This window comes from Dactylosporangium sp. CA-233914 (assembly GCF_050942935.1).
GTDB lineage: Bacteria > Actinomycetota > Actinomycetes > Mycobacteriales > Micromonosporaceae > Dactylosporangium.
Genome location: NZ_CP192030.1, coordinates 6,444,491 through 6,471,477, shown reverse-complemented (window position 1 = coordinate 6,471,477; position 26,987 = coordinate 6,444,491). Strand labels below are relative to the sequence as shown.

The following is a 26,987-nucleotide window of genomic DNA, read 5'->3' as shown; positions in this document are numbered from 1 at the left end:
CGCGAGGTTTCGCCGTCGCTGGTGTCCAACTATGAGTGGCCCTCGATCACGAAGGAGCGCACGTCCCATGACCCAGACCCAGACCGCGTCACGGACCGGCACGACCGCCGAGACGACGCCGGCGCCCCGCACCGGCACGCAGGTCAGCGCCGCGGCCCCGCAGAACCGGCTCGCCACCGAGGAGGGCAAGATCAGCGTCGCCGAAGGCGTGGTGCAGAAGATCGCCGGCATCGCCTGCCGGGAAGTCAGCGGAGTCCACGCCATGGGCAGCGGCGGCACCCGCGCGTTCGGGGCGCTGCGGGAGCGCATCCCGGGCAGCACCGGGCCCAACGTCGCCCAGGGCGTCGGTGTCGAGGTCGGGGAGACACAGGCCGCGGTCGACCTGGACATCGTCGTTGAATACGGGGTCGGTATCGCCGACCTCGGCCATGGCATCCAGCGCAACGTCAAGCAGTCCATCGAGCGGATGACCGGCCTGGAGGTCGTCGAGGTCAACGTCAACGTCGACGACGTCCACCTGCCCGAGTCCGACGAGGCGCGCAGCGAGGCGCGCGTGTCATGACGACCGCTCCCGCTTCGCCGGCGGCCGTGGTGCACGGCGTCGACGTGGCGGCGGTGGCTGCCGCGGTGCGCGCCTGCCCGGCCGTGGTCGGCCTGCACGCCGGCCCCCGCGGCGGCCCGGCGACCTACCTTCCCGGCCGGCAGGTCGACGGCGTACGAGTCACGCCGCAGACGTTGCAGATTGCGATCCGGGCCCGATGGGGCGTGCCCGCCGCCGAGGTCGCCGCGCAGATCCGTCACGCGTTGCGGGCCCTCGCGCCGGGCCGGCGCGTCGACGTAGTCATCGCCGACGTGACCGACCCACCGCGGGCAGCGGTGGAGCGGGAGCGGTGAACGAGGAGCTTCGACGGAAGGCACGGCGACGGGCGTTCATCCGGACCAACCATCCCGACCGCGGCGGCGACACGGCCGTCTTCATCGCCGGGTTGGCGGCATTCGACGAGCCCGATCCGCCGGAAACGCCCCGGCTGGTCCGGGTGACCGTCGTGCGGCGCCGGCCGTTGCTGGTCCGGCTGCTGCGGGTCCTGGCCCGGCATCGCCGACCGACGCGGGTCCACTAGCCTGAGTCCACAGGGACGTGAGAGCCATGAACCGTATCGCCTTCGGCACCGCAGTGGGCATGGCGCTGGGATTTGCGGTCGCCTTCGGCAGCTTCGGCCAGATGCTGATCGTCGCGGTCTTCACCGCGCTCGGCTACGGCGTCGCCAAGGTGGTCGCCGGCGAGGTGGACCTGCGCGGCTACCGGATCACCCGGGGCGGCAAATGATGCCGGCCGGGCCGCAGCCCCGAACGGCCGAGCGACCGCCCGGGCGGGTCCGCGACGGTGTGCCCGGGTCGATCACCATCACCGAGAAGGTGGTGGCGAAGCTCGCCTCGCACGCGGTGCTGGACCTGCCCGACGCCGCAGCCGCCGCGCCCCGCACGCTCGCCCGGAGCACGCCCAGCGCATCCGCCCGCGTCGGTGGCGAGGTCGCCGTCATAGACTTGGAGATCGCTGTGCGCTGGCCGGTGTCGGTGCCGCAGGTCACCGCCGCGGTTCGCCGTCACGTGCGCGAACGGCTGGCATCCCTGACCGGCTTGACGATTGCCGAGGTCCGCATCGTCGTGACCGACCTGGCCACGCAGATCCCGTCATCCCGGGTACGGTAGCGACCACGGGGCAGGAGGCCCGCTGTGAGACTGCTCAACCGGCTGCTCACCCTGATCGTCAGCCTCGCCCTCATCGCGGGCGCGATCGTGGTGGTGGTCGACGTCGTCGCCGTCCTGACCGGCCAGCGGCCCACCGCCGTGGACTGGCTCGGAGCGTACCGGTGGGCCGGCCAGGCGACCTGGGCCGACCTCGAGGTCCGGATCGTCTGCCTGCTGCTCGCCCTGGTCGGGCTGGTCCTCCTCGGCATGGAACTCAAACCACGCCGGCCCGCCCGGCTGACCACCCACAGCGACGACCCGGCCACCGACGCCGCGTACACCCGCCGCGGGGTCGTGCAGACCGTCCAGACCGCGGTCACCGACGTCGACGGCATCGACGACGCCGCGGTCACCGTGCGGCGCCGACGCGTCCGTGTCCGCGCGAGGGCCTACGCGCGCGAGCCGGCACCGGCCGCCGCGCTGCGCGACAGCGTCACCCAGGCCGCGCGATCGCGCCTCGACGCTCTGCAACTGCGCCGGCCCCCGAAGCTGACCGTGCGAATCTCCGCCAGGGCGCACTGATGCACGCCGACCGCGCCAACCGGGTCGTGCTGGCCCTCCTCGGACTGCTCCTGCTGGGTCTCGGCGTGACCGGACTCCTGCTCGGAGCCGGTGTCTTCGGCGGCACCGCGGCGCACCGGACCCTGGTGGACAACGGCGTCGTCCGCTTCGTCATCGCGCAACGCGACTGGCTGTGGCCGGTCGTGGCGGTGATCGCGGTCGTCGTCGGGCTCTTGGCGCTGCGCTGGCTGCTCGCCGTCCTGTTCTCCTCCGGACGGCTCGCCGGCATCCCCGTGGCCGGCGATCGCGCCGCCGGCCGTACCACCCTCATCTCCGCGGCGCTGCGCGACGCCGTCTCCGGTGAGATCGAGCGGTACCGCGGCGTGCGCTCCGCCCGCACCCGCGTCGAAGGCGACCCGGCCGATCCGCGGCTGGCCGTCTCCGTCCGCGCCGACCGCGACGCCGACCTGGCCGAGTTGCGTCAGAACATCGAGAAGAACGCGCTCACCCACGCCCGGCACGCCCTCGACGCGCCCGGCCTGCCCATCCGGCTGGACCTCACCACCGCGCGGCGCGCCGGCCCACGGGTCACCTGACTCCGCGTATGCACCGGCGTCGTTGGCGTCAAGTTCGCAGGGTGAGCCAGGCCAGGCTGAGGGCGCCGGCGGCGAGGCAGTAGTACGCGAACGGGGTCAGGGTGCGGTGCTCGAAGTACCGGGTCAGGAAGCGCACGGCCAGGTAGGCCGCCACGAAGGAGGCGACACTGCCGGCCAGGACCTGGCCGTGGATGCCCGTGCCGAGCGGGCCGAAGAGGTCCTTCACCTTCAGCACGCCCGCGGCCAGGATGACCGGGGTGGCGAGCAGGAAGGAGAAGCGGGCCGCGTCCTCGTGGGACAGGCCCTTGAACAGGCCGGCGCCCATCGTCGCGCCCGAGCGGCTGATGCCGGGCAGCAGCGCGAGGACCTGGGCGCTGCCGATCTGCACGGCGCGGCCGAGGCTGCCGGAGGCCAGGCGCTCGTCGGGGTCGCCCGCGTCGGTGGCCACGGCGCGGCGGCGGAGGCGCTCGGCGCCGAACAGGATCACGCCGTTGAGGACGAGGAAGGCCGCCGCGGGCGCCGGGCGGCCGAGCACAGTTCGGAACGTGTGCTCCAGCAGCAGGCCGGTGACGCCGACAGGGATCGTGGCCACGATGATCATCCACGCGAGGCGCTCCTCGGGGGTGATGATTCGGCGGTACCGCAGCGACGAGGCGAAGCCGCCGAGAATCCGCAGCCAGTCGCGCCAGAAGAACAGCAGCAGGGCAAGGGCCGTGGCCACGTGCAGGCCGACGATGAAGGCGAGGTACGGCGACTCCGGCGCGGACACGCTCAGGTCCTGCGCCCACCGGCCGCCGACGAGGGCCGGGAGCAGGACGCTGTGGCCCAGGCTGGACACGGGGAACAGCTCGGTCACGCCCTGCAGGAGGCCGACGACGATCGCCTCCGGGTACGTCAACTGGTGCATAGGCCCCGATCCTGGCCGGGCGATGCTGAGAGCAGCTTGAATCGGCCCGGTTCAGCGCTCGTTCAGGGCCGGTGACCTAGCGTCGGGCCGATGAGGCGGTTCATGGAGCGGATCCGGCAGCGGCTCGGAGTGCGGATGCGCTCGGCCCTGGCCGCGGCCGCCGTCGTTGCCGTCGCCTCGATGCTCACCGGTGTCACGTTCGTCATCGCCGCGCGGGTCATCCTCACCAGGAACGTCGACCAGAGTGCGAGCGACCGGGCGGCGCAAGTGGCCGGGGCACTCGACGACGAGGAGGCGCTGTCGGCGGTGATGCGGCCGTCGCTGCGGGACCGCACGATCGTGCAGGTCCTCGACAGCAACGGCAAAGTCCTGCAGGCCTCCGCACTCATCGCCGGCGCCCAGCCGATCTCCACCCTGCGCCCACAACCCGCACAGACGAAACGGGAACAACGACGACTGAGCGTCGCCCACGACGAATACTTCCGCATCACCGCACTCGGCGTCACCACCCCAACCGGACCCCGCACCATCCTCGCCGGACAATCCATCGACGAAATCGACGACGGCACCGAAGCCGCCATCGGCGCCCTCGCCATCGGCCTACCCCTACTCACCATCACCGTCGGCGTCGCCACCTTCCTCTTCGTCGGCCGCACCCTGCGCCCCGTCGACGCCATGCGCCAACAAGCCGAAACCATCACCGGCCACAACCTGCACACCCGACTCCCCGTCCCACCCACCACCGACGAAATCGCCGCCCTCGCCACCACCATGAACACCATGCTCGACCGCATCGAAACCGCCACCGAAACCCAACGCCGCTTCGTCGCCGACGCCTCCCACGAACTCCGCAGCCCCCTCTCCACCGTCCTCGCCGGACTCGACCTCCTCACCCCCAACCCCCACATCGAACGCATGCGCCGCGAAAGCGAACGCATGGCCAGACTCATCGCCGACCTCCTCCTCCTCGCCCGCGTCGACGAACACACCCTCCACCTCCGCCGCGAAGACGTCGACCTCGACGACCTCGTCTACACCGAACGCGAACGCCTCCACACCCAACACCCCAACCTCCACATCACGACCCACACCAACCCCGTCCGCATCAGCGGCGACCCCCACCACCTCCAACGCGCCCTGCGCAACCTCGTCGACAACGCCGCCCGCCACGCCACCACCACCATCGACATGACCGTACGAACACACCACAACACCGCCGAAATCACCATCACCGACGACGGACCCGGCATCCCCGCCCCAGACCGCCACCGCATCTTCGACCGATTCGTCCGCCTCGACGAAGACCGCTCCCGCACCGCCGGCGGCACCGGCCTCGGCCTCCCCATCGCCCGCGACATCACCACCGCCCACGGCGGCACCCTCACCGCCGAACAAGCCCCAGGCGGCGGCGCCCTGCTGCGGCTACGGTTGCCCGTCACTCGCTAGGTCGTCGAAGTCGATCAGCGCGCTGACCGCTTGCCGCATTGTGCTTCGCAACCAGGTCCGGGAGTTCGTCCAGCGAATCGATGCGGAACAGGCACCGAGCGGACACGGCTGGGATGTCGAGGATGTGACCCCACGGACCGCGCCGGATCAGGCAGGCCTTCATACCGGCCGCCATGGCCGGGCGTGCATCGTTGTCGGGCCGATCGCCGACGTACAGGATCGAAAACGTATTGCCACCGCCTTCGCGAATGACCCGCTCGAAAAAGGCCGGTGACGGCTTCTCCACGCCCCAACCGCCCGACGTGCCGATCACGTCCACGGAGAGGTTGAGAGCGCGGAGGCTCGCCTCAGCATGAGCCGGCTGATTGCCGGCCAAGCCCACGAACAGGCCCTGATCCTTTAAGGAGGTCAGGCACGCTCGCGCGTCGGGGTAGAGATCCTCTTCGCCGAACGACTCCGGCTTGCCGGCAACTGCTCGGCGCTCGAGCTCGGCCGCGAGGTCGAAACCGGGCCGGAAGACCTGGAAGGTCTCCCGATAGTCCAGACCCCGGGCGATTACCGCACCGAAGACCGCCGAAAGCGTGTGCCGTGGAACGCCGAGCCAGTCCGCCCAGGCCTCGAACTCACGGGACTCGTCGAGAATCGTCCCGCCGACATCGAGGAAGATCGTGTCGATCACTTGTGTTCCCCCGTCACGGTCGCGCTACCGGTGGATCATAGGCGGTGCCTCGGTCCTTCCCGGCCGGTCAGCCGCGATGTGGCTTTTCGCCTTCCGGTTTCACGAGCCGGTCGCCCACCTCGAGCTGGTTCCACAGGTCCCGATCCACCTTGACGTCCACGTGTGTTCCGTCGTCGAGCCGAATCTCAAGGCGTCGGTAGAGATTGGAGCCGTCCAGCAGTGCGCGCGACTTCTTCGCGACGGTTCCGCTCCATGTGCTCTCGTTCGCAGTCATCGAACTCCTCCTGTCAACATGTACCAACCGTAGGAATCCGCGGGATCGGGCGCCTCCGGCGCGAGACGGGTCTTGCGTCTGCGACTTCAGGATGAGGGCCGGGGGCCGGCCAGCCTGAGGTCGTACGCGCTGAGCATCGGCGGTGCCAGGTCCGCGGCAGGCTCCTGGCAGCATTCCCTCAGGTTCGCCCCGGATGCTGTGAACGATGAAGGCGCAGGCAGCGGGCCTGCACCGGGGGGTGACAGGAGCACACCACGTGTCCATGAAGTCGATAACGAGCGTCAAGCGGATCGGTTTGGCCGCGGCCGGCCTGGGGGCGACCGGCGTGCTGGTGTTCGGGGCCGCGTCCCTGGCGAGCGCGGAGACGACCTCGCCGTCGCCGAGTGCCTCGTCCAGCGCCCCTGCCGAGCGGGGCGGCCACGACCGCCGCGGGTCCAATGACACCGCGGTGACCGGCGACGAGCTGGCGAAGGTGACCGCCGCCATGAAGGCGAAGGACTCCGGTGTCACGGTGACCGGCGTCCGCAAGGACTCCGACGGCTCCTACGACGTCGTCGGCACCAAGGACGGCGCCAAGATCTTCTACGACGTGAGCGCGGACCTCAAGACGTTCACCCTGCACACCGGCGGCGGCAAGGGCGGCCGAGGCGAGTGGAAGGGCACCGCGGTGACCGGCGACGAGTTGGCCAAGGTGACCGCCGCGATGAAGGCGAAGGACTCGTCCGTCACCGTGACCCGCGTCCGCAAGCACTCCGACGGCACCTACGCCGTCCTCGGCACCAAGGACGGCGCCAAGGTCTTCTACAAAGTCAGCGCCGACCTCACCACCTTCACCCAGAACACGCACGCCGGCAGGTGACGCCCGGCACGGCGCCGGGGTATGCATGTCCAGGTGAGCAAGGCTTGGTTCCACATCGCGGCGGTGCTTGCCCTGGCCGGCTGCACCGCCTCCCCGGCGCCGTCGTCACCGGCGGCCGTCCCGTCGTCACCGGCCGCGCCGCCGTCGCCGGCCTCTTCGCCCGGGCCCGGGCACGTCGTGGTGGCGGTCTTCGAGAACAAGGCGTACCAGCAGCTGGCCGGCAGCTCCAAGGCGCCCTACCTCAACGCGCTCATGGCGCGCGCCGCGGTGTTCACCGACGCGCACGGGGTCGCCCACCCCAGCCAGCCGAACTATCTCGCGCTGTTCTCCGGCTCGACGCAGGGCGTCACCGACGACCACTGCCCGGTGCGGGCCGGCGCGGCGCCGAACCTCGCCCAGCAACTGCAGGCGGCCGGTCACACCTTCGCCGGCTACTCCGAGGGCCTTCCGGCGCCCGGCTACCGCGGCTGCTCCACCGGCCGGTACGCGGCCAAGCACAACCCGTGGGCCGACTTCGACAACGTGCCCGCCGCGGCGAACCAGCCCTACACCGCGTGGCCGGCCGATCCCGCCCGGCTGCCCACCGTCGCGTTCGTGATCCCGGACCTGTGCGACGACATGCACGACTGCGGCGTCGCCACCGGGGACGCGTGGGCCCGCGAACACCTCGACCCCTACCTGCGATGGGCCGACACCCACGACAGCTGGCTCGTGGTGACGTTCGACGAGGACGAAGGCACCAGCGGCAACCGCATCCTCACGCTCGTCGCCGGCGCGGGGGTCACGCCCGGCCCGCGGGCCGGCACGGTGGACCACTACTCGGTGCTGCGGAGCATCGAAGACCGATACGGGCTCGCCCCGCTGGGCCGCGCCGCCGACGCGACACCCCTGCCGCTGCACGCCTGACAGCGCCTCGACCCGGATCATGCGACCGCCGCCCGGGCCGCCGGGCGCCCGCCAGGCCGGCAGCCGCACAGCGATCGCCAGGTCGAGCACCGGCACGGCGAACAGCGCGGAGGAGAAACGCCGCCGGCGCCGCGCTCGGAGTCCGCGCTCAGGCCGCCGGCAGCCAGGCGCGGAACAACTCGACGAACGCGGCCAGTGCCGCCGCGCTCGGAGTCCGCGCTCAGGCCGCCGGCAGCCAGGCGCGCAGCAGCTCGACGAACTCGGCCAGTGCCGCCGCGGCCGCCGCCAGTGACAGGCCGGCCACGACCACGGTGCCGCCCACGGTCGGGCCGCCGCGGCGTAGTGCCTGGGGCGCGGGACGGGTGAGGGCCTCGACGCGCCTGCGTGTGCTGGAGCCGTCGAAGCCGAGCACGGTGCGGGGGCCGTGGGCGGCGAGCGCCACCTTGGCGATGGTCCGCGCGACGAGCCGGCGGTCGGCGACGCTGCGGGCGGCGTCCTCGTCGGCGCTGCGCTCCACCAGCAGGCCGACGGCCGACTCCACCGGCCGCAGCAGCGGGTTGACCGCCGTGGCCATCGCGGCGAGCGCGGTCGTGCGGTGGTGCCGGCGGTGCAGGTGGGCCCGCTCGTGGGCGAGGACGGCGGCCCGCTCCCGCGCGTCGAGCAGGCGCAGCAGGCCGCTGGTCACCAGGACGTGGCCGCGGCGCCCGGCGCGGGGCGGGACGGCGACCGCGCGGGGCTGTCCCAGTCGGCGACGATCAGCCCGGAGCGGGCGTGACCCGCGCCGTGCAGGTCCCGGGTGATCGCCCGGCTCCGGCGCAGCCGGGCGGCGAGCCGCCAGCCGATCCAGCCCAGCGCGAGGGTGGCGGCGACGGCGACCGGGTCGGGAATGGGCTCGGGCAGCGGGCGGCCGCCGGCGCCGGCCAGGTGCGCGTAGTGTTCGAGCGCCGGGAGGTCGTCGGCGAGGGTCGCGGCGACGAGCGCGAGACAGACGACGCTGGAGACCGCGGTGACCAGCGCTCCGGCCGCCAGGGCCCGGGCGGCGCGCTCGGGGCGGCCCGCGCGGGCGGCGAGCCGGGCCAGTGGCAGCAGCACCGCGGGCAGGAGCAGGATCGGCAGCACCGGCAGGCGCAGCAGCTCGAGCACGTCAGCCCTCCCCGGGCCCGGGTCGCGCAGCAGTGCCCGCAGCACGTCGGCGTCGGCGGGGTCGAGCCCGGCGGTGAACTGCCGCAGGACGGCGCGCCGGTCGCCGGGGCCGTCGAGCGCGGCGCGCATCCGCCGGGCCGCGGCAGTGGCCTGGTCCTCGGCCGGGAAGTACTCGTAGCCGCGCCCGCCGGTCACGTTCGCCCGCCGCCGCACCAGCCCCTTCTCCTGCAGGCGGGTGAGGATGGTCTGGACGGTGTTGTACGCCAGGTCGCTGTCCAGCTCCTGCTGCACCTGGGCGGGGCTGAGCGGGCCGGGCGCCGCCCACAGCAGCGCCATGACGTCCGACTCGAGCGAGCCCCAGGCCCGCCGCTGCGGACTCATCGGCACGCCGGGCGCTGGTGACGGCTCATCGCAACACAGTACCGGGGCCGGCGGCGACCAGGTCGTATTGTGAGCGGCGCACGCGGCGCCGGTCGAACAGCACGCCGCAGGCGGCCACGAACAGGGCGACGAGCGCCCAGCCGTGCACCAGGTCCGGCATCGGGACCCAGCGGGCGACGAACAGGCCCAGGCACGCCGAGATCGTCCACCACGGCAGGTTGTGGCGGGAGCCGGCGTAGTCCCAGATGACGGTGGCGACGACGACGCCGGCGATGTAGTACTTGTTGCCGCCCGGCTCCAGCACGAGCCGGGACGCGACCACCAGGAGCGGGATCGCCGGCCAGCGGCCCCGCCGGACCGCGAGCGCGCCCAGGGCCAGCGCGAGGACGAGTTGCGCGGGGCGATCCCACGACGGGGTCCGGGCGTCGTGGATGCCCAGGGCGTGCAGCGCCGAGACGGGGGCGTTCTGGATGGTGTACCGCAGCGCGTTGCTCGTGCCCGGGTCCCCGGCGAAGAACGGCACCCACGCCGCGGCGACCGTCGCCGCCAGGGTCGCCACGGCCGCGAGCCGGTGCCGGCGGCCGGGCAGCAGGAGCAGCAGCGCCGCGAAGCCGATCGCCCACGGCTTGGCGTCGGTGGCCAGGCCCAGCAGGAGCCCGGCGAGCCAGCCGTGGGCGGCGCGGGCGGCCCGCAGCGCGCCGACGGACAGCAGCAGCGCGAGGACGTCGTCGAGGTGGGCGACGCCGACGGCGAGGAACATCCACACGGGCATGAAGTACGCCGCGGCGATGGCTAGCCAGGCGTCGTCGCGCTGCCACCGCGGGACCAGCCCGCGCACGAGCCACAGCAGGAGCAGCCCGGCGGCGGCGCCGAGGATCTGCCAGCCCAGCAGCGCGACCCAGCCGCCGGCGGGCAGCAGTGGCAGGACCGCCAGGAAGCTCAGCGGCCCGATCTGCAGGACGGGCGCGGCGGCGTACACGTGCAGGCCCCCGGCGACCGCGTCGTCGGCGTCGGCGAGCGCGGACGCGCCCTGCTCGAAGAAGTGCCAGGACGAGCCGCCGCCGACGGCCATGATGCCGAACCACGCGGCCGCCCACGCGATCACCAGATACGCGATCGTGCGCCGGGTGAGCGGGCGCGGGATGTGCAGGCGACGGAGCATCGCCGGACGGTAGGCGCGAGCACCTGAGGTACCGCTGAATCGCACTGCCCCCGCGATTCAGGAAGGCTTCAGTGTCCGGTTGTGACGATCCCCGGATGGAGCCGAAAAGATCGGATTTTGCCCGTATTGCCAGCAAGGTTCCGGAGGTGACCGTCTACTTCTGGATCATCAAGGTGCTCGCCACCACCGTTGGCGAGACCGCCGCCGATCTGCTGAACTTCCGGCTGGGGCTGGGCCTGGGCGGCACGACGGTGGCGATGTTCGTGGTGCTGGCGATCGCGCTGTTCCTGCAGTACCGCGCGCCGCGGTACGTGCCGTGGCGCTACTGGCTCGTCGTCGTGCTCGTCAGCATCGCCGGCACGCTCATCACCGACAACCTCACGGACTCCTTCGGGGTGCCGCTGGAGGTGACGACGGCCGTGTTCGCGGTGGCGCTGGCGGTCGTGTTCGTATGGTGGTACCGCAGCGAGCGCACGCTGTCCATCCACTCGATCACCACCCGCCGCCGGGAGACGTTCTACTGGGCCGCGATCCTGGTGACCTTCGCGCTGGGCACCGCCGCCGGCGACCTGCTCGCCGAGTCGCTGAGCCTCGGCTACCTGGTGTCCGCGGCCCTGGTCGCGACGGTGATCGCGTTCATCGGCCTGTTCCACGGCCTGCGCGTGCTCGGCGGCGTGTTCGCGTTCTGGGCCGCGTACGTGCTGACCCGGCCGCTCGGCGCGTCCCTGGGTGACTGGGTCGCCCAGCCGGCGGACTCCGGCGGGCTGAACCTCGGCACCGTCGGGCCGAGCGTCGTCTGCCTGGCCGCGGTCGTCGCCCTGGTGGGCTACCTGACCGCCTCCAGCAGGGACCAGATCCCGGCATAGCCGGTGTGCGCTACTGGACGTTCGAAGTCTCGACGCGGGCGATGAGCTGCTTGAGCCGCGCGATCTCCGCGGCGAGCGCGGCGTGGCCCGCCGGGGTGAGGGTGATCCAGGTCCGGCCGCGCTTGCCGGCGTAGCCCTTCTCGACCTCGACCAGACCGGCCGTCTCCAGCACGCCCAGGTGCTGGGAGAGGTTGCCGGCGGTCAGCTCCAGCTGGGTCCGCAGGTAGCCGAACTCGACCCGGCGGGCCTCGTGCGCGATGGTCAGGATGCCGAGCCGGACCCGCTGGTGCACCACGTCGTCGAGCCCGGTGACCGGATGCGGGGACTCGGTCCCGTCCGGCGCCGAGGTGTCGACGGGGCCGGTCACCGGGGCCGCCGCAGCCGCTGCGCCAGCGCGAAGCCGGCGCTGCCCAGCAGCAGCACGCCGCCGCTGATGACCAGCGGTGGCACGAGTTCCCACCGGCCGCCCCAGTGGACCCCCCACCCGAAGTTGATCGGCACCAGCACCACCGCCAGGTGCCCCAGGGCGAACAGCAGCAGCGCGACGTGCCGCTCCAGAAAGGCCAGCACCAGCAGCGCCAGCCCGATCCCGCCGATCGGGGTGAGCAGCCGGAACAGGATCTGGACGAAGACGGGCGGGTGCAGGAGCTCCTGCGGGTCAGGGACGATCCAGGCCCCGGCGCCGGCGACGACGGCGCCGAACAGCACCACCGAGAGCGCGACACCGGTGAGCACGTACGGCAGCGCCCGGGTGTCCACTCCCCGGGCCCGGGCGACCCGCCGATACCCGCGGGCGATCACCACGTAGGCCAGGACCATCGCCGCCAGCCAGTAGGACTGCGCGGCCGGCTCCCAGACCTTGCACACCTCACCGCCGTCCACCGCCCGGCAGTTGGTCACGATCCCGTGGCGGTACAGGTTTGCCGGGATCGCGCCGAACGTCACCAGGGCCAGCACCAGCAGCGGCAGCCACGTCACCCGCTGGGCCAGACGGACCCGGCGCGCGAATTCGCGCACGTCAGCCAGCAGCCGGCGCGGATCGCCGCCGGCCGGAACCGCATCTGAAGTCATGCCAATAGGTTTCCACAACAAACCGATTGGCGCTAGTAGCAAAATGGGTCAGCGCCTCGAGACCGTCCCGCAGTCCGATGAGCAGGCTGGCGAAGAACACTCGCGTAAGCTCCTACAACTTGTAGGTGACTGTCAAGCCGGGCGCCACGGTACGACTCGAAAGTTGAAGCGAACTTGAGTACCCCACAAACGCCGCGAAACGGTCACGCGGGGGCCTGATTCAGGCTTCTTTCAGCTGACCCGTCCCACCATCCGCCGCATGACCCAGCGCATCGTGGTGTTCTCCGCAAGCTTCGGGGCCGGGCACGACGGTGTCGCCGCCGAGCTCGATCGGCGCCTGACCGCGCGCGGCTTCGCCGTCGAGCGCCACGACTTCGTCGACCTCGTGCCGAGCCGGATCGGGCGCGTGCTGCGCGAGGTGTACCACCGCCAGCTCACCACCGCCCCACGCACCTGGGGCTGGCTGCTGTCCGCCGCCGGCGCGGGCGCCGGGACCGCCGCCCGGATGACGGCGCTGGCCGGGCCGGCGCTGCTCGACGCGGCCGGGCCGGACGCGGCGGCTGTCGTGTCCACCTATCCCCTCGCCGGCCAGGCCCTCGGCCGCCTGCGCGCGCAGCGCCGCCTCGCCGCGCCGGTCTGCACGTACCTCACCGACCTGTCCGTCCATCCACTGTGGATTCACCCGGACGTGGACGTCCACCTCGCGCTGCACGACGACGCCGCCCGCCAGGCCAAGGAGCTCGGCGCCGCGGACGTGCGCGTCGTCGCCCCGGCGGTCGGCCCCGGCTTCGGCCCCACCGAGCCGCCGGCGGGCACACCGCGCGCGCTGGTCGTCGCCGGGGCCTGGGGCGTCGGCGCCGTCGAGCGGACCGCGGCCGACATCGCCGGCACCGGGCTGGCGGTGCCGGTCGTCGCCTGCGGCCGCAACGAACACCTCCGCCACCGTATCGCGCGGACCGGGCGCGCCGTCGCGCTCGGCTGGGTCGACGACATGCCCGCGCTGATGCGCAGCTGCCGTGTTGTGGTCCAGAACGCCGGCGGCCTGTCGTCGCTGGAAGCGCTGACGGCGGGGCGGGCGGTCCTGACGTACCGCTGCATCCCCGGCCACGGCCGCACCAACGCCGAGGCCCTCGACCGCATCGGCTGGGTCCCCTGGATCCGCGACCGGGCCGCCCTGGCCGGCGGGCTGTGCGCGGCCCTCGACGGACCGCCGCGCTTCGCACCCGCGCCGGCCCGCCCCGAGGACGTCATCGCGGAGATCGCGGCATGAGACGGGGAACGTCCGCTGTGGAGCTGGCGGCGACGCTCGCGCCGCCGCTGACCGCGATCATGCCGCTGCGGCGCGCGTTCATGCCCGGCCTGGCCGGTGTCGGGCGCGCCGGCCACGTCGCACTCACTTTCGACGACGGGCCCGACCGCCGCTCCACGCCGAGCATCCTGCGCATCCTCGACGAGTACGGTGTACGGGCCACGTTCTTCCTGCTCGGCTCCATGCTCGACGCCGACCCGCAGCTGGGCCGCGAGCTGGTCGACAAGGGCCACGAGGTGGCCGTGCACGGCTGGCACCACCGGTGCCTGCTGCGCCGCGGACCGGTCGCCACCGACCACGACATCGCCCGCGCCCGGCGGCTCGTCGCAGCCGTCACCGGGCGGGACCCGCGCTGGTACCGCCCGCCGTACGGCGTGTTCACGCTGGCCGCCCTGCGCACCTGCCGCCGGCTGTCGCTCACCCCCGTGCTGTGGACGGCCTGGGGCCGCGACTGGGAGGCCGGCGCCACCCCGGACTCCATCGTCCGCACGGTCACCCGGCGCCTGTCCGGCGGCGGCACGGTGCTGCTGCACGACACCGACATCACGTCCGCGCCCGGCTCCTGGCGGCGCACCGCCGACGCCCTCCCGGTCCTGCTGGACTGGGCCCGGCAGCGCGGACTTTCGGTCGGGCCGCTCGCCGAGCACCCGGCGGTGCCGCGGTGACCTGGCTGGTGACCGGCGGCGCCGGCTACATCGGCGCGCACGTGGCCGGCGCCCTCGGGGCCGCGGGCGCGCCGGTGGTGATCCTCGACGATCTGTCCACCGGAGACCCGCGCCGCATCCCGGCGGGCGTGCCGCTGCTCGTCGGCGATGCCGGCGACCCGGCCACGATCCGCGATGTGCTGCACCGCCACCGCATCACCGGCGTCATGCACCTCGCCGGCAGCAAGTCCGTCCCCGAGTCGTTCGAACGCCCGCAGTGGTACCACCGCCAGAACGTCACGGTCGTCGAAACGGTTCTCGCCGCCATGGCCGAGGCGGGCGTACCCTGCCTGGTGTTCTCGTCCTCCGCCGCGGTGTACGGCCGGCCGGCCTCGCACAGCGTCGCCGAGGACACCCCGGCCCGGCCGCTCAACCCGTACGGCCACAGCAAACTCGACGCCGAGCGCGCGGTCGCCAACTCCCCCGGCGTGTCGTGGATCGCCCTGCGCTACTTCAACGCCGTCGGCGCGGCCGCCGACCACCTCGGCGACCGCGGCACCACGAACCTGCTCCCCCGCGTCTTCCACGCCGTCCGCACGGGCGAGCCGCTGACCGTGGCCGGCACCGATCTGTCCACAGCGGACGGCACGGCGGTCCGCGACTACGTCCACGTCGCCGACATCGCCGCCGCCCACGTGGCCGCGGCGTCCGCCGTCGGCTCGCAGCGCCGCGCCCGCGTCTACAACGCCGGCACCGGCACCGGCCACTCCGTCCTCGACGTCATCGACGCGGTCGAACGCGTCACCGGCGCCGCGGTCCCGTGGATCGCGGGCCCGCCCCGCGCCGGCGACCCGGCCTCGGTCATCGCCGACGTCACCCGCATCGGCGCCGAACTCGGCTGGAAGGCCCGCCACATCCTGGACGACGCCGTCCGCTCGGCCTGGCGCTGCTCGAGCGCCGGGAGCCCGTGAGGCACTCGACGCGTCGGATGCCCACGTCAACCGGTCGGTGGACGCGACGAGGCTACAACGCGGTGTACGGCGGTGCGGGTCGTGCGCTGCGCGGGGTGACGAGGCCGGATTCGTAGGCGATGACGACGAGCTGCGCGCGGTCGCGCGCGTGCAGCTTGGTCATGGCGCGGTTGATGTGGGTCTTCGCGGTGACCGGGCTGATCGCCATCCGGGTGGCGATCTCGTCGTTGGACAGGCCGTGCGCGGCCAGGGCGACGGCCTCGCGTTCGCGGGTCGTCAGCTGGTGCAGTGCGGCCGTGAGGTCGTCCGGTGGCGGCTGGGTGACATAGCGGTCGATCAGCTTGCGGGTGATCGACGGCGCCAGGAGCGCGTCGCCGCGGGCGGCGACGCGCACGGCGTGCAGGAAGTCCTCCGGGAGGATGTCCTTGACGAGAAAGCCGGCGGCCCCGGCCCGCAGCGCGTTGAGGACGTACTCGTCCAGGCCGTAGTTGGTCAGGACGACGACGTGGACCGCGGTCAGGTCCGGGTCGGCGGCGACGCGCCGGGTCGTCTCGATGCCGTCGACCACGGGCATCCGGATGTCGACGAGCATGACATCGGGCCGGTGCTGGCGGGCCAGGGCCACCCCGTCGGCGCCGTCGCCGGCCTCGGCCACCACCTCGATGTCGTCCTCGGCGTCGAGCAGCGCGCGGAACCCGCTGCGGATGAGCGGCTGATCGTCGACCAGCAGGACACGGATCACGAGGAACACTCCACCGGAAGCTCGGCGCGAACGGTGAAGCCATGATCGTGGCGCGCCGCGGTGCGCAGCCGGCCGCCGAGGGCGGTCACCCGTTCGCGCATCCCGAGCAGTCCGACTCCGGGGACCGGCGCGGACTGCGGCGTCGCCCGCCCGTCGTCGTCGATCTGGACGACCACGGCGTCGGGCTGGTACTCGATACGAACCGACGCGGTGCTCGCCGCGGCGTGCCGGGCGACGTTGGTCAGCGCCTCCTGGACGATGCGGTACGCCGTGCGCTCCACCGCGGCCGGCACCCCGGCGTGGTGCCGCCCTTCGATCGTCAGGGACGCGTCCAGGCCGCTCGCCCGGGCCCGCGCCACGAGGTCCGGGACGTCGTGGAGCCCGTACGGCGGGGCCCGGTCGTCGTCGCGCAGCGCCTCGAGGGTCGCACGCAGTTCGCGGGCCGCCTCCCGGCCGGCGTCGCGGATCGCCAGCAGCGCCTCCGTGACCGGTTCGCCGCGCTTCTGGGCCAGGTGTACCGCGGCCTCGGCCTGGACCTTGATCACCGAGATCTGGTGGGTGAGCGAGTCGTGCAGCTCCCGGGCGATGTGCAGCCGCTCCTCGTCGGCTCGGCGCCGGGCCACCTCCTCGCGGGTGCGCTCGGCCTCCTCGGCGCGGCGCTCGGCCTGGCGCAGCGCCTCGCCCGCCGCCCCGGCGGCGATCAGCCAGGCCAGCTCGAGCACATCCCGGGCCTGGACGAACGCCGCGCCCGCGGGCAGGCCCGAGGCCATCGCCGCCAGGGGCAACGCGGCCAGCACGAGCACGCTCGACGCCACGGTGGCGGCCCGGCGGCCGGCCCGCATCGCGGCGTACACCGCGACCAGGTAGGCCACGGCGAAGACGTTGAACCCGGCCGCCCGGTAGCCCACCGCGCACAGCCCGGTGACGACCAGGACGGCGACCGGGGCCGACCGGCGCGCGGCCAGCGCCAGCCCGCCGGCCGTCAGCAGCGCATAGCCGACCGCGTCGAGCCCGGCGGCGGGGTGATGCTCGGACAGCCCGGAGACCACCAGAATCGCCGCCACGCCGACGGCGATCAGCCAGTCCCCGGCGCCGATACGTACACCGCTCATCCGGGCACCATAGCCGGGTGTTCGCCCCGGCGGCTCCTGCTCACGGACCGTCCGCGGCTACCGCGTCCGCAGTAGGCCCGGCCCCGCTGCCACGTCGGCGGCAGCCGGCAATGCCGACGCCGGCACGATGCGCCGGGGTGGCCCCGGCGGACAGGATCAGCGGCACAAGCCCCGCAACGACGAGGAGAACGCCATGTCTGTCCCGATTCTGTACGCCGCGTCCGCTGTCGGCGCGTACACCCTGACCGCCGACCGGGTCGTGGCGTCCGTGGCGGCGCTGGTCGCATTGGCCGGCGCGGTCGTCGGTGGCCTGGCGCTGGCCGGCCGCGGCGGACCTCGGGGACCGGTCGCCGCGCTGGTGACGGGGGCGGCCGGTCTGGTCGCCGGCGGGCTGGTGGTGGCCACCGCCGACGGTGGCCCCGGCACCGGCAACGGCATCGTCGGCGGCTACGTGGCCATCGTGCTCGGGCTGGGCGCCGTCATCCTCGGTGGCCTGGCCCGGGCCCGGTCACGCCGTGCCGCCTGACCGGCGCCCGCGGTCCGGACGCGCCTCCGGCCCCGGCGAATGGCAGACGGGGGCCGGCCCCGCCGATCGGCGCGAGCAGCGATCCGAATGCCGTGGACCCGAGCGGGAAGAGGATCGCCGGACCGCCGTCACCGCTCGGGCCCGGCGGTCCTGGGCAGCGTGAGGCTGACGGTGAGCCCGCCGCCCGGGGTGGCGTGGCACTGCGCCGCGCCGCCCATGGCCTCGGTCAGTGCACGCGCCGCGCAGACGGGGAGGCTGCGGGCCGGGTCGAGGCCGGTCGCCGCGCGGGCCGCGTCGGCGGGGCCGCGCTCGGGCCGGTCCGGCACCCGCGGGCCGTGGTCGATGACGTTGATGGAAAGGCGGTCGGGCAGGACGGTCGCGGTCACCGTGGCGGGCGCCGAGCGCGGGCTGCGGTCGACAGCGTTGGCCGCCAGGGTCGTGACGGCGCGGGTGAGCAGGTTGGCGTCCGCGATGACGTCCGGCAGTTCGTCGGGGGTGTCCACGACGATGTCGCGATCGCCCGGGCCGAGGTCGTCCAGCATGGCCGACAGGACGTCGTCGAGCTCGACGGGGCGCAGATGGATGTCCAGCGCTCCCGTGCTGGCCCGGCCGAGGTGCTGCAGGTCAGTGAGGATGGTGGTGATCCGGGCGAGGCTGGACTGACCGGCGGCGGCCAGCCGGCGCCGTTGTCCGTCGCCGGTCTCCAGCCGGGCCAGCGTGTCGCGCAGTTGCGCGAGCGGCGCCCGCAGTTCCCGCTGGGTGGACAGCAGCATCAGCGTACGCGTGCTGTCGGCGACGCTACGCTGATCGGCATCGGCGGCGTACGCGGCCAGCTGCCGGCGGTCCTCGCCGGCGGCGATCTGCGCGGCGCACGCCACCAGGACCCGCTGGTCGGCGTCGCTGAGCAGGCGGCCCCGCCCGGCCAGGGTGAGCGTCGGCTGAACCGGGACGCTGGTGTCGGCCTCCGCCGGGTCTTCGGGCGGCTGGTCGCCGGACGAGGCCAGCACGTGCCAGCGCTGCCCGGGGCCGCCGGCCGGTCGGCGTTCCAGGAGGCTCACCGCGTCCAGCCCGAACAGCTGCCGGATCTGCTCCAGCTGGGCCGGCAGCGCGGGGTCGCCCAGCGCGGCCGAGGCCAGCGCGCTGAGCGCGCCGGCCTCCGCCGAGGCGCGCGCGGCCCGGCGGGTCTGCCGGGCCGCGGTCTCGATCGCCCAGCTGACCAGGATCGCGACCACGACGAACACGACCAGCGCCGCCACGTCCGCAGGGTGCGCGACGGCCGGGCGGGACCGCGGCGGCGCGAAGTAGTAGCCGGCGGACAGCGCCGCCGCCAGGGTGGCCGCCAGGGCCACGTACATCCCGCCGGTCAGCGCCACCGCCAGCAGGGCCAGCAGGTCGCACAGCAGTGCGCTGGACAGCGTGAACCTCCACTGCAGCCCGGCCATGGTGAAGCCGGCCAGCAGCAGGACCGCGAGGGCGGCCCCGGCCAGGTGGCGTCGCAGCCCGAATCCGCGGCCCGCGCGGGGCGGCCACAGCCTGGGCGGGCCGGCCGCCTGCTCGTGCGTGACCATGTGGACGTCGATCGGCCCCGACAGGCGGGTGACCCGGGCGCCGACGCCCTCGCCCGCCAGCGCCGACATCGGCCACCCTCGGCGGCTGGCGCCCAGCACGATCTGGGTGGTGTTCTCCGCCTGGGCGAACTCGATGATCGCCTTGGCCACGTCGCCACCGACGATCTGGTAGTAGCGGCCCCCCAGCGACTCGACGAGGGCCCGCTGCGCGGCCAGCGCCAGGTGGCTTCGATCGGCCAGCCCGTCGCACGGCATCACGTGGACCGCGAGCAGATCGGCGCCGTGGATGCGCTCGGCGACCCGGGCGGCGCGCCGGACGAGCGTCTCACCCTCCGGGCCACCGCTCAGCGCCACCAGGATGCGCTCGCGGGTCTCCCAGCCGGTGCCGATGCCGTGCTCGGCCCGGTACCGCTGCAGCCCCTCCTCGACCCGGTCGGCCAGCCACAGCAGCGCCAGCTCCCGCAGTGCGGTCAGGTTGCCGGGCCGGAAGTAGTGGGTCAGCGCGGCCTCGATGCGGTCCGGCGGGTAGACGTTGCCGTGCACCATCCGCCGCCGCAGCGCCTCCGGGGTCATGTCGACCAGCTCGACCTGCTCCGCCGCCCGGGCCACCGCGTCGGGCAGCGTCTCGGCCTGCGTGACCCCGGTGATCTGCTGCACCACGTCGTTGAGCGACTCCAGGTGCTGGATGTTGAGGGTCGTGACCACGTTGATGCCGGCGTCGAGCAGCTCCTCGACGTCCTGCCACCGCTTGGCGTTGCGGGAGCCGGGCACGTTGGTGTGCGCCAGCTCGTCGACCAGGGCCACCTGCGGTTGCCGGGCCAGTACCGCGTCCAGATCCATCTCGGTGAACTGGGCCCCCCGGTACTCGCACGCCCGCCGGGGCACCACCTCGAGCCCGTCGGTCATCGCCGCGGTCAGTCTCCGGGCGTGCGGCTCCACGAACCCGATCACGACGTCGGTGCCCCGCGACCGGCGGCGCTGCCCCTCGGCCAGCATCGCGTAGGTCTTGCCCACCCCCGGCGCCGCACCCAGGTAGATCCTCAACCGGCCCCGTGCCATGGCAATCGCCTCCACCTATCAGCATCGGCCGGGCAGGTCGTACCCGTCGACCGTTTGTGCACTCCCCCGCCGGCAGTCGATCCTCGACCGCCGCTCGGACGGACCGATGCCGGTCGGCGATGTCCCAGCACCTCAAGGTCCTCAAGGACGCCGGCCTGGTGCTCGACCGCCAGGAGGGCACCCGCCGCCTGTACCAGGTCGACCCGGAGGGCCTGGCCATGCTGCGCGCGCACCTGGCACCGTGAGCCGGCGGCCGCGTCACCCCGCCGGTGCCGCGACAGCGTCGTCGGCGTGGGCGATGCGGGTCAGCTGCGGCCACAGAAGCGCGACGAAGACCGCCGAGCCGGCGAAGGCGAACCAGAACGGCGCCGTGACGCCGAAACGGCCGGCGAGCACGCCGCCGATCGCCGACCCGGCGACCAGGCCGCCGAACACGCAGACCGTGTTGACGCTGTTGACCCGGCCCTGCAGGTGGGCCGGCACCGCCCGCTGCCGCACGGTGATCGACGTCGTGCCCCAGATGAACGCGTGCGCGCCGAACACGAACAGGATGACGCCCGCGACCAGGGCCGACCGGGTGACGGCGAGCGCGAGATGGGTGAACGTCTCGATGAGCAGACCCGCCCGCATGATGTTGCCCAGGCTGACGTGCCGGGTCAGCCGGCCGTACAGCATGGTGCCGAGCAGTCCACCGGCGGCCCCGACGGTGCTCAGCGCGCCGTAGCCGGCCGGGCCGAGCCCGAGCCGCTGGGCGGTCCAGAGCACCAGCACCGACCAGGCCGCGCCGAACGTGACGTTGAAGGTCAGAATCGTCAGCACGAGCGTGCGGACCGCGGGGTGGGCGACGGTCCAGCGAAATCCTTCGACCATGTCGCGCCGGATCCCGCCGGTCGCCCGCCCGGTGGGGCCCGCGGTGGCCGGCAGCCGCATGCGCAGCAGCATGAGCAGCCCCGCGACGACCAGCGCGGCCTGGGCCAGCAGCGGCCACACCCGCCCGGCGGCGAACAGCGCCGCACCCAGCGACGGACCGGCCAACTGGTTCATCGTGATGTACCCGGTCTGCAGGCGCGCGTTGGCGGCGGCGAGGTCGTCGCGGGCCACGAGCATCGGCGCGAGGGTCGCCGTGGTGTTGTCGGCGAACACCTCGGCCGTGGCCAGCAGGGCCAGCGCGACCAGCGCGAGCGCGACGGTGACCACGCCGGCGACGACGGCGGCGACGAGCCCGGCCAGCACGAGCACGCGCGCCGCGTGCGCGACGAGCACGATGCGCCGGCGGTCGACGCGGTCGGACAGCACCCCCGCGTGCAGCCCGAACAGCAGCGGCGGCGTCCACCGCAGCAGCGCGGCCAGCGCCACCGGGAACGGGTCGTCGGTCAGGGAGGCAACGAGCAGCGGCCCGGCCGCGAGGGCGACCCCGTCACCGAGATTGGTCGCCCATGAGGCGCCCACCAGCCAGCGGAAGGGCACACCGAAACGCTTCATGTCGATAGCAGGCTACGCCCCACAGGATCAGCAGGCGGGCGGCCGCGTCGGTCTCGATCACGCACGGTGAACACTCGTCGCGAACCCGAGGGGCTTGAGGCTGAACGGCAGTGCCCTTGGGGTCGGCCACCACGTGTCCGCCGTCCGGGTCGACCGGCCGCCGGGTCGGGGGAACCGCCGGGCCACGCCGTTGACAGGCTGAGCGGCGATGGCCACCCTGGGCCGGCACCGACCATCGGCAAAGTCAGGGAGTCACCGCGCAATGCCGTACCGTCACCGGCTGTGGATCGCCGCCACGCTGGGGATCGCCGTCCTCGTCAGCGCCGCCCTGGTCCGGGTCGCGCCCCGCGTGTCCGCAGGCAGCACCGCCGGCACCCCGGCCGTCAGCGGCGTCGCGCTCGTCAACGGCGCGACGCGCCGGCCGGTCCTGGGCCTGAGCCCGCTCACCGACGGCACGGTGATCGACCTGACCCGGCTGCCCGGCCGCGACCTCGGCCTGCGGGCGAACGCACCGGGGCCCGCGACCTTCACCCTGACCGGCGCGAACGGCGGCGGCTTCACCCGCACCGCGCCGGACGGCTACGTCGACTGCCCGCTGCTCGACACGCCGGACGCGTACACCCTGACCGTCCGGGCCGGGACCGGCGCGCCGTACACCGTGCACTTCACGGTGACCGGGACCGCGGCCGCCGCCCCGCCCGTGGACGTGCTGTTCGTCGGCAACAGCCTGCTCGGCACCGTGAACCGCGGCAGCGGCGAGGACGCCCCCGCGCTGGTACGCCACCTCGCCTGCGCCGCCGGCCGCGCACTCAACGTCACCGAGGTTATCCACTCCGGGTACACCCTGCGGCAGACCTGGGACGACGGCCTCGTCGCGACCGTGCTCAGCGGCGCGACGCGATTCGACTTCATCGTGCTGCAGGAGTACAGCACGCTGGTGGCCACGAATCCGTCAGCGGCGACGGATACCCTGCTTCGCACGTACGCCCCGACGTTCGCCCGCGCACTGAAGCCCGGCGGCCGCGTGGTCCTGTTCAAGAACTGGGCCCTGGTCGACCCGTCCCCGTTCCCGTCGCGAGCCGCGGCGAAGGCGGCGATCGACACCAACTACGCGGCCCTGTCGGCGGCCCTGCCGACACCGAACCTGCTCGCCCCGATCGGCGACGAGTTCGAGACGATCATCGCGGCCGAAGGCCCGTCGTCCCTGATCGTCGCCGACGGCAAGCACCCCAATGACGCCGCCGTCTACCTGGACGCGGTGACCCTGTACGGAATCCTGCTGCGCGAGTCGCCCCGCCATCTCCCGGACCTGTACCTGCCCGCGCCCGTCGCGTCAAAGCTCCGCTCGGTGGCCGCGACCGCGATCGGCTATTGACGTGCACGCCTCCGGGCAGCCGTACGGGACTCACCGTGGCAGATCGGAATCCGCGGCCGTTTCAGGCATCAGATTCGCGCACTCCAGCAATTCCTTCAACCTCGGGCAATTTGCCGTCGGCGCCGGTCAGGAATCCGTTTCCGGCCGCTCATGGGACTCCGAACTTCCGGCTCCGGTCGTACGATTCCGCCCGGCGGTTGATCGGAATTCGGAGATTCGCAATGGCGAATGGCAGATCGGGCGGCTGGGCGTATCTGCCCGCGCTGGACGGCGTACGGGCGCTGGCCGTACTCGCCGTCGTCGTCTTCCACGCGCAGCCGGACTGGCTGCCCGGCGGGTTCCTCGGCGTCGACGCGTTCTTCGTGCTGTCCGGGTTCCTCATCACCGGGCTGCTGCTGCACGAGGTGCGCACCACCGGCCGGGTCGACCTCGCCGCGTTCTGGGGACGGCGGGCGCGGCGGTTGCTGCCCGCCCTGCTCGTGGTCGTCGTGGCCGTGGTCGCCGCCGGCCGGGTGCTGCTGCCGGCGCCCGAGGTGGCGGCGCTGCGCTGGGACGCCCTCGCGGCGCTGCTGTACGTCGCGAACTGGCGGATGATCTTCCGCGGCGGTGACTACTTCGCCGCGACCGCGCCGCCCTCGCCGCTGCAGCACACCTGGTCGCTGGGCATCGAGGAGCAGTTCTACCTGCTGTGGCCGCTGCTCGTCGTCGCGCTGCTGCGGGCCCGGGAGTCACGCAACGCGCTGCTGACCGCGTGCGCGTCCGGGACCGCGATGGCGGCCGTGCTGTGCGCGACGTGGTTCGCCCGCACCGCCGACGTCAGCCGCGCCTACTACGGCACCGACAGCCGCGCCGGGGCGCTGCTGCTCGGCTGCGGTCTCGCCGTGCTCTGCCACGGCCGCCCCACCGCCGTGAAGAGCCGGACCTTGAGCGCCGTCGCGGCCGTCGGCGCGGCGGGCCTGGTCGCGGCCGGGGCGCTCGTGCACGGCACGGACCCGTGGCTGTACCGCGGCGGCCTCACCGCCTTCGCCCTGGCCGTCACCGCCGTGCTCGCCCACCTGCTGGCCCACCCCGACGGCCGGGCCGCCCGGCTGCTGTCGGTGCCGCCGCTGCCGTGGATCGGCCGGATCTCCTACGGGCTGTACCTGTGGCACTGGCCCCTGCTGCAGTGGCTCACCGGCGACCGCACCGGCCTCACCGGCCTGCCCCTGTTCGCCCTGCGCATGGCCGCCGCCCTGGCCGTCACCGCCGCCTGCTACTACGCCGTCGAGCTGCCCGCCCGCCGGCTGTTCACCGCCCGCCCCGGCCGCCGCCCGGCCCGCCCCGCCGGCTGGCGCACCCTCGCCCCGATCACCACCCTCGTCGTAACCGGCGTCGCCGCCCTCACGCTCGGCATCACCACCGCCCCCACCGTCGCCTCCGACGCGCCCACCGACGGCCCCGCCGACGCCCCGCTCGTCCAGGCCGCCGCCGGCGACACACCCGGCCCCGGCCCCAGCGCCGCCCAGGGCGCCCCGATCGCCCGCCCCGGCCGCAAACCCGGCACCAACCCCCGCATCGTGTTCTTCGGCGACTCCGTCTCCTGGACCATCGGCGCCTACCTGCCACCCCACCCCGGCCTCGACGTCGCCAACCGCGCCATCCAGGGCTGCGGCATCGCCCGCCTGCCCGACATCCGCTACATCGGCAGTCCCCACACCAACTACCCGGGCTGCGACCAATGGGACACCAGGTGGCGCGCCACCGTCCCCGCCGACGACCCCGACATCTCCGTCGTACTGCTCAACCGCTGGGAGCTCATGGACCGCCGCCTCGAGGGCCGCTACCAGCACGTCGGCGACGATTCCTTCAACCAGTACCTCACCAAGGAACTCACGCTCGCCGTCGACATCGCCGCCACCAACGGCGCCCGTGTGGTGCTCCTCAACGCCGCCTACACCCACCGCGCCGAACGCCCCGACGGCGGCCTGTGGCCCGAGGACACCCCCGAACGCGTCGACGCGTGGAATGCCCTGCTGGCCACCGTCGCCGCCGCGCACCCCCGGCACCCGACCGTCCTGGACCTCAACCGGGTCGTCTGCCCGGGCGGCGCCTTCACCTGGAGCATCAACGGCCTGAAGGTCCGCAGCGACGGGCTCCACTTCACCCCGGACGGCGTCAAACAGGTCATCGCTCCCTGGCTGCTGCCGAAGCTCAAAACCCTCGCCACTACCGCGTAGCCGGCGCTGTGGCAGGATGGCGCGCGTGGCAGAGGCCCTCGACCGGCATGAGCAGCGCCGCCGCGTGGAACTGGCGGGGGTGTCGGCCCGGCTGCGCGAGCTGGGCATCGAGCCCGCGTTCGGCGCGCTCACGCCGTACTACGACTTCTACGGCCGGGTACCCGGCAACCTGACCGGCCTCGTCGTCGGCGAGCCGCACGGCACCGGGCGGATGCAGGTCACCGTCGTGGCCGCCCGCCGGATCGTGCCGCCGGGCGAGGGCGGGCTCTCCGCCGACGGGCACGTGTGGACCCGCGACGTCGACATCGCGCACGACCTGAGCGGCGGCGACGACGTCGTGTTCGAGGTGACGCTGCTGGAGGGCGTCATCGACGAGCCCGAGGCGCCGGAGTCGGTGTGGGCGCCGCGGCAGCTGCTGGCCGACGACGAGGCCGTGGTCGACGCGGTGCGGCTGTGGCACGGGTATCGCGACATGCTGCGCGCCACCCCGCCGAAGCCCGCCGCGGAGCGTCGCCGGTCGCTGCGCGCGCGGGTCGCCGCCGCCCGCCGGGCCGCCGCCGGGGCGCCCCGGGTGCGCCGGGCCGCCGACGAGGCCGCCCTGGAGCCGCAGCAGCGCGCCGCGCTCGCGGCCCACCTGGCCGATCTCGACGAGTCCCGGCTCGCCTTCAACTTCCCGAGGGACCGCAGCGGGCGATACGTCAAGAGCGCCGTCGTCGCCCTCACCGGCTACGGCACGGTGCTGAGCCGGCGCGGGCCGTGGCTGACCGTGCGGGCCGACGGCGACACGCTCGTCGTCGGGGTCGAGGGGCTGATCGGGGCGAACCAGGACCACCGCTGGGACCGGCTGCCGTGGCTGTGGAGCGCCGCGCACGCCGACACCCCGGTGGCGGCCCGGTGGCAGCTTCCCGACGCCGGCAGCGCCCGGCCCGTCGTGAGCCTGCTCGACCGGCACGCCCCCGCCGAGGCGTTCGCCCGCTGCGGTGTCGAGCTCGACGAGGAGCTGACCGCGCTGCTGGCCGGATATCCGGTCACGTACGGCCTCGCCCAGCACACCGAGACGTGGGTGAAGCGGCTGTACGAGCAGCTGCAGCTGTGCGCGCCGTGGCGGCTGGCGGCGGCGTACGAGGTGCACCAGGAGGAGCGGCGCTCGGTGCGCCGGCCCACCGGGGAACCGATCGCGCTGTTCGGGCTCAAGGGGCTCAACCAGCAGTCCAAGCCGATGGTGGGCCTCGACGCCCCCGACGGCACCGCGCGCTTGAGCATGATCTGGAGCGCCAGCAACGTCCGGCTCAGCCGCGAGCTGTGGCAATGCCCCGCCGACCTGGAGGCTGAGCTCTGCTGAGGCCGGGCGCCGGATGGCCCGTTCGGCCGGAACGGTCGCCGCTACCGGCCGGACGGTGGGTATCGCCGCTACCGACGGCCGATCGTTACCGGTTCGCGCCA

The 26,987-nt window shown here is 73.7% G+C and carries 31 protein-coding genes; 19 read left to right on the top strand and 12 right to left on the bottom strand.

What is annotated here, in order from left to right; translation table 11 throughout:
• The first annotated feature begins 67 nt into the window (after positions 1 to 67).
• From ACQPY0_RS28930 to amaP, 7 genes are read left to right on the top strand one after another with little or no spacing between them, the layout of a single operon-like run.
• On the top strand, positions 68 to 562 hold the full coding sequence (locus ACQPY0_RS28930; RefSeq protein WP_432994745.1) for an Asp23/Gls24 family envelope stress response protein: 495 nt from the start codon (positions 68 to 70) through the stop codon (positions 560 to 562).
• A complete protein-coding gene (locus ACQPY0_RS28925; protein ID WP_432994743.1) occupies positions 559 to 894 on the top strand; it encodes a hypothetical protein in 336 nt (111 codons plus the stop codon). The genes ACQPY0_RS28930 and ACQPY0_RS28925 overlap by 4 nt, the downstream gene beginning before the upstream one ends.
• A complete protein-coding gene (locus tag ACQPY0_RS28920) occupies positions 891 to 1,121 on the top strand; it encodes a hypothetical protein (protein ID WP_432994741.1) in 231 nt (76 codons plus the stop codon). Before ACQPY0_RS28925 ends, ACQPY0_RS28920 begins: the two co-directional genes overlap by 4 nt.
• Positions 1,122 to 1,147: 26 nt before the next feature.
• Complete coding sequence (locus ACQPY0_RS28915) at positions 1,148 to 1,327, top strand: hypothetical protein (protein WP_432994739.1); 180 nt, start codon at positions 1,148 to 1,150, stop codon at positions 1,325 to 1,327.
• Positions 1,328 to 1,386: 59 nt separating this feature from the next.
• A complete protein-coding gene (locus tag ACQPY0_RS28910) occupies positions 1,387 to 1,710 on the top strand; it encodes an Asp23/Gls24 family envelope stress response protein (RefSeq protein WP_432994737.1) in 324 nt (107 codons plus the stop codon).
• Positions 1,711 to 1,734: 24 nt separating this feature from the next.
• On the top strand, positions 1,735 to 2,271 hold the full coding sequence (locus ACQPY0_RS28905) for a DUF6286 domain-containing protein (protein WP_432994735.1): 537 nt from the start codon (positions 1,735 to 1,737) through the stop codon (positions 2,269 to 2,271).
• Positions 2,271 to 2,846, top strand: a complete 576-nt coding sequence (gene amaP / locus ACQPY0_RS28900; protein WP_432994733.1) for an alkaline shock response membrane anchor protein AmaP — start codon at positions 2,271 to 2,273, stop codon at positions 2,844 to 2,846. Before ACQPY0_RS28905 ends, amaP begins: the two co-directional genes overlap by 1 nt.
• A gap of 28 nt (positions 2,847 to 2,874) precedes the next feature.
• On the opposite strand, the gene ACQPY0_RS28895 is transcribed toward amaP, so the two are convergent.
• The gene (locus ACQPY0_RS28895; RefSeq protein ID WP_432994731.1) at positions 2,875 to 3,753 is read right to left on the bottom strand and encodes an undecaprenyl-diphosphate phosphatase; all 879 of its coding nucleotides are present in this window, start codon (positions 3,751 to 3,753) and stop codon (positions 2,875 to 2,877) included.
• A 90-nt stretch (positions 3,754 to 3,843) separates the two neighbouring features.
• Between ACQPY0_RS28895 and ACQPY0_RS28890 the strand changes: the two genes are divergently transcribed.
• Positions 3,844 to 5,199: a sensor histidine kinase gene (locus ACQPY0_RS28890; RefSeq protein WP_432994729.1), complete on the top strand. Its 1,356-nt coding sequence runs from the start codon at positions 3,844 to 3,846 to the stop codon at positions 5,197 to 5,199.
• Here the strand turns inward: ACQPY0_RS28890 and ACQPY0_RS28885 are convergent.
• Both ACQPY0_RS28885 and ACQPY0_RS28880 read right to left on the bottom strand, forming a co-directional pair.
• Entirely contained in the window at positions 5,189 to 5,878 is a 690-nt protein-coding gene (locus ACQPY0_RS28885) for an HAD family hydrolase (RefSeq protein WP_432994727.1), read from the bottom strand. The two genes, ACQPY0_RS28890 and ACQPY0_RS28885, sit on opposite strands and share 11 nt — an antisense overlap.
• Positions 5,879 to 5,945: 67 nt before the next feature.
• The gene (locus ACQPY0_RS28880) at positions 5,946 to 6,152 is read right to left on the bottom strand and encodes a DUF7489 domain-containing protein (protein ID WP_432994725.1); all 207 of its coding nucleotides are present in this window, start codon (positions 6,150 to 6,152) and stop codon (positions 5,946 to 5,948) included.
• A 262-nt stretch (positions 6,153 to 6,414) separates the two neighbouring features.
• On the opposite strand from ACQPY0_RS28880, the gene ACQPY0_RS28875 reads away from it, so the two are divergent.
• Both ACQPY0_RS28875 and ACQPY0_RS28870 read left to right on the top strand, forming a co-directional pair.
• The gene (locus tag ACQPY0_RS28875) at positions 6,415 to 7,011 is read left to right on the top strand and encodes a hypothetical protein (protein ID WP_432994723.1); all 597 of its coding nucleotides are present in this window, start codon (positions 6,415 to 6,417) and stop codon (positions 7,009 to 7,011) included.
• Positions 7,012 to 7,044: 33 nt separating this feature from the next.
• Positions 7,045 to 7,917 carry an alkaline phosphatase family protein gene (locus tag ACQPY0_RS28870; RefSeq protein WP_432994721.1) on the top strand — a complete coding sequence of 291 codons (873 nt, stop codon included), beginning with the start codon at positions 7,045 to 7,047 and terminating at the stop codon, positions 7,915 to 7,917.
• A gap of 220 nt (positions 7,918 to 8,137) precedes the next feature.
• Here the strand turns inward: ACQPY0_RS28870 and ACQPY0_RS28865 are convergent, their stop codons facing one another.
• From ACQPY0_RS28865 to ACQPY0_RS28855, 3 genes are read right to left on the bottom strand one after another with little or no spacing between them, the layout of a single operon-like run.
• Positions 8,138 to 8,602: a M48 family metalloprotease gene (locus ACQPY0_RS28865; RefSeq protein ID WP_432994719.1), complete on the bottom strand. Its 465-nt coding sequence runs from the start codon at positions 8,600 to 8,602 to the stop codon at positions 8,138 to 8,140.
• The gene (locus ACQPY0_RS28860; protein ID WP_432994717.1) at positions 8,599 to 9,441 is read right to left on the bottom strand and encodes a BlaI/MecI/CopY family transcriptional regulator; all 843 of its coding nucleotides are present in this window, start codon (positions 9,439 to 9,441) and stop codon (positions 8,599 to 8,601) included. Before ACQPY0_RS28860 ends, ACQPY0_RS28865 begins: the two co-directional genes overlap by 4 nt.
• Before the next feature lie 25 nt (positions 9,442 to 9,466).
• On the bottom strand, positions 9,467 to 10,603 hold the full coding sequence (locus ACQPY0_RS28855) for a glycosyltransferase 87 family protein (RefSeq protein ID WP_432994715.1): 1,137 nt from the start codon (positions 10,601 to 10,603) through the stop codon (positions 9,467 to 9,469).
• A gap of 146 nt (positions 10,604 to 10,749) precedes the next feature.
• Here ACQPY0_RS28855 and ACQPY0_RS28850 point away from each other — a divergent pair, with 146 nt between their 5' ends.
• Entirely contained in the window at positions 10,750 to 11,469 is a 720-nt protein-coding gene (locus ACQPY0_RS28850) for a COG4705 family protein (protein WP_432994713.1), read from the top strand.
• 10 nt (positions 11,470 to 11,479) lie between these two features.
• On the opposite strand, the gene ACQPY0_RS28845 is transcribed toward ACQPY0_RS28850, so the two are convergent.
• Together ACQPY0_RS28845 and ACQPY0_RS28840 are read right to left on the bottom strand one after the other, a co-directional pair.
• Complete coding sequence (locus ACQPY0_RS28845) at positions 11,480 to 11,836, bottom strand: winged helix-turn-helix domain-containing protein (protein WP_432994711.1); 357 nt, start codon at positions 11,834 to 11,836, stop codon at positions 11,480 to 11,482.
• Complete coding sequence (locus ACQPY0_RS28840; protein ID WP_432994709.1) at positions 11,833 to 12,540, bottom strand: hypothetical protein; 708 nt, start codon at positions 12,538 to 12,540, stop codon at positions 11,833 to 11,835. The genes ACQPY0_RS28845 and ACQPY0_RS28840 overlap by 4 nt, the downstream gene beginning before the upstream one ends.
• Positions 12,541 to 12,799: 259 nt before the next feature.
• Between ACQPY0_RS28840 and ACQPY0_RS28835 the strand changes: the two genes are divergently transcribed.
• The 3 genes from ACQPY0_RS28835 to galE are packed head-to-tail and all read left to right on the top strand — an operon-like array spanning position 12,800 to position 15,464.
• On the top strand, positions 12,800 to 13,810 hold the full coding sequence (locus ACQPY0_RS28835) for an MGDG synthase family glycosyltransferase (RefSeq protein WP_432994707.1): 1,011 nt from the start codon (positions 12,800 to 12,802) through the stop codon (positions 13,808 to 13,810).
• A complete protein-coding gene (locus ACQPY0_RS28830) occupies positions 13,807 to 14,514 on the top strand; it encodes a polysaccharide deacetylase family protein (RefSeq protein WP_432994705.1) in 708 nt (235 codons plus the stop codon). Before ACQPY0_RS28835 ends, ACQPY0_RS28830 begins: the two co-directional genes overlap by 4 nt.
• Positions 14,511 to 15,464, top strand: a complete 954-nt coding sequence (gene galE, locus ACQPY0_RS28825; RefSeq protein WP_432994703.1) for a UDP-glucose 4-epimerase GalE — start codon at positions 14,511 to 14,513, stop codon at positions 15,462 to 15,464. Before ACQPY0_RS28830 ends, galE begins: the two co-directional genes overlap by 4 nt.
• Positions 15,465 to 15,516: 52 nt before the next feature.
• Here galE and ACQPY0_RS28820 read toward each other — a convergent pair whose 3' ends face one another.
• Both ACQPY0_RS28820 and ACQPY0_RS28815 read right to left on the bottom strand, forming a co-directional pair.
• On the bottom strand, positions 15,517 to 16,206 hold the full coding sequence (locus ACQPY0_RS28820) for a response regulator (RefSeq protein ID WP_432994701.1): 690 nt from the start codon (positions 16,204 to 16,206) through the stop codon (positions 15,517 to 15,519).
• Positions 16,203 to 17,318 carry a sensor histidine kinase gene (locus ACQPY0_RS28815; protein ID WP_432994699.1) on the bottom strand — a complete coding sequence of 372 codons (1,116 nt, stop codon included), beginning with the start codon at positions 17,316 to 17,318 and terminating at the stop codon, positions 16,203 to 16,205. Before ACQPY0_RS28815 ends, ACQPY0_RS28820 begins: the two co-directional genes overlap by 4 nt.
• Before the next feature lie 193 nt (positions 17,319 to 17,511).
• On the opposite strand from ACQPY0_RS28815, the gene ACQPY0_RS28810 reads away from it, so the two are divergent.
• Positions 17,512 to 17,844, top strand: a complete 333-nt coding sequence (locus tag ACQPY0_RS28810; RefSeq protein ID WP_432994697.1) for a DUF6223 family protein — start codon at positions 17,512 to 17,514, stop codon at positions 17,842 to 17,844.
• A 128-nt stretch (positions 17,845 to 17,972) separates the two neighbouring features.
• Here ACQPY0_RS28810 and ACQPY0_RS28805 read toward each other — a convergent pair whose 3' ends face one another.
• On the bottom strand, positions 17,973 to 20,471 hold the full coding sequence (locus ACQPY0_RS28805) for a DUF4118 domain-containing protein (RefSeq protein WP_432994695.1): 2,499 nt from the start codon (positions 20,469 to 20,471) through the stop codon (positions 17,973 to 17,975).
• A 119-nt stretch (positions 20,472 to 20,590) separates the two neighbouring features.
• Here ACQPY0_RS28805 and ACQPY0_RS28800 point away from each other — a divergent pair, with 119 nt between their 5' ends.
• Positions 20,591 to 20,716, top strand: coding sequence for an ArsR/SmtB family transcription factor (locus ACQPY0_RS28800; RefSeq protein WP_432994693.1), 126 nt, complete (start codon positions 20,591 to 20,593; stop codon positions 20,714 to 20,716).
• Between the two features lie 13 nt (positions 20,717 to 20,729).
• On the opposite strand, the gene ACQPY0_RS28795 is transcribed toward ACQPY0_RS28800, so the two are convergent.
• On the bottom strand, positions 20,730 to 21,953 hold the full coding sequence (locus tag ACQPY0_RS28795) for an MFS transporter (protein WP_432994691.1): 1,224 nt from the start codon (positions 21,951 to 21,953) through the stop codon (positions 20,730 to 20,732).
• A gap of 262 nt (positions 21,954 to 22,215) precedes the next feature.
• On the opposite strand from ACQPY0_RS28795, the gene ACQPY0_RS28790 reads away from it, so the two are divergent.
• The 3 genes from ACQPY0_RS28790 (at position 22,216) to ACQPY0_RS28780 (ending at position 26,886) form a co-directional block, all read left to right on the top strand.
• Positions 22,216 to 23,328 carry a hypothetical protein gene (locus tag ACQPY0_RS28790; protein WP_432994689.1) on the top strand — a complete coding sequence of 371 codons (1,113 nt, stop codon included), beginning with the start codon at positions 22,216 to 22,218 and terminating at the stop codon, positions 23,326 to 23,328.
• A gap of 221 nt (positions 23,329 to 23,549) precedes the next feature.
• Positions 23,550 to 25,544, top strand: a complete 1,995-nt coding sequence (locus tag ACQPY0_RS28785) for an acyltransferase family protein (protein ID WP_432994688.1) — start codon at positions 23,550 to 23,552, stop codon at positions 25,542 to 25,544.
• A 25-nt stretch (positions 25,545 to 25,569) separates the two neighbouring features.
• The gene (locus ACQPY0_RS28780) at positions 25,570 to 26,886 is read left to right on the top strand and encodes a hypothetical protein (protein WP_432994686.1); all 1,317 of its coding nucleotides are present in this window, start codon (positions 25,570 to 25,572) and stop codon (positions 26,884 to 26,886) included.
• The last annotated feature ends 101 nt before the right edge of the window (positions 26,887 to 26,987 follow it).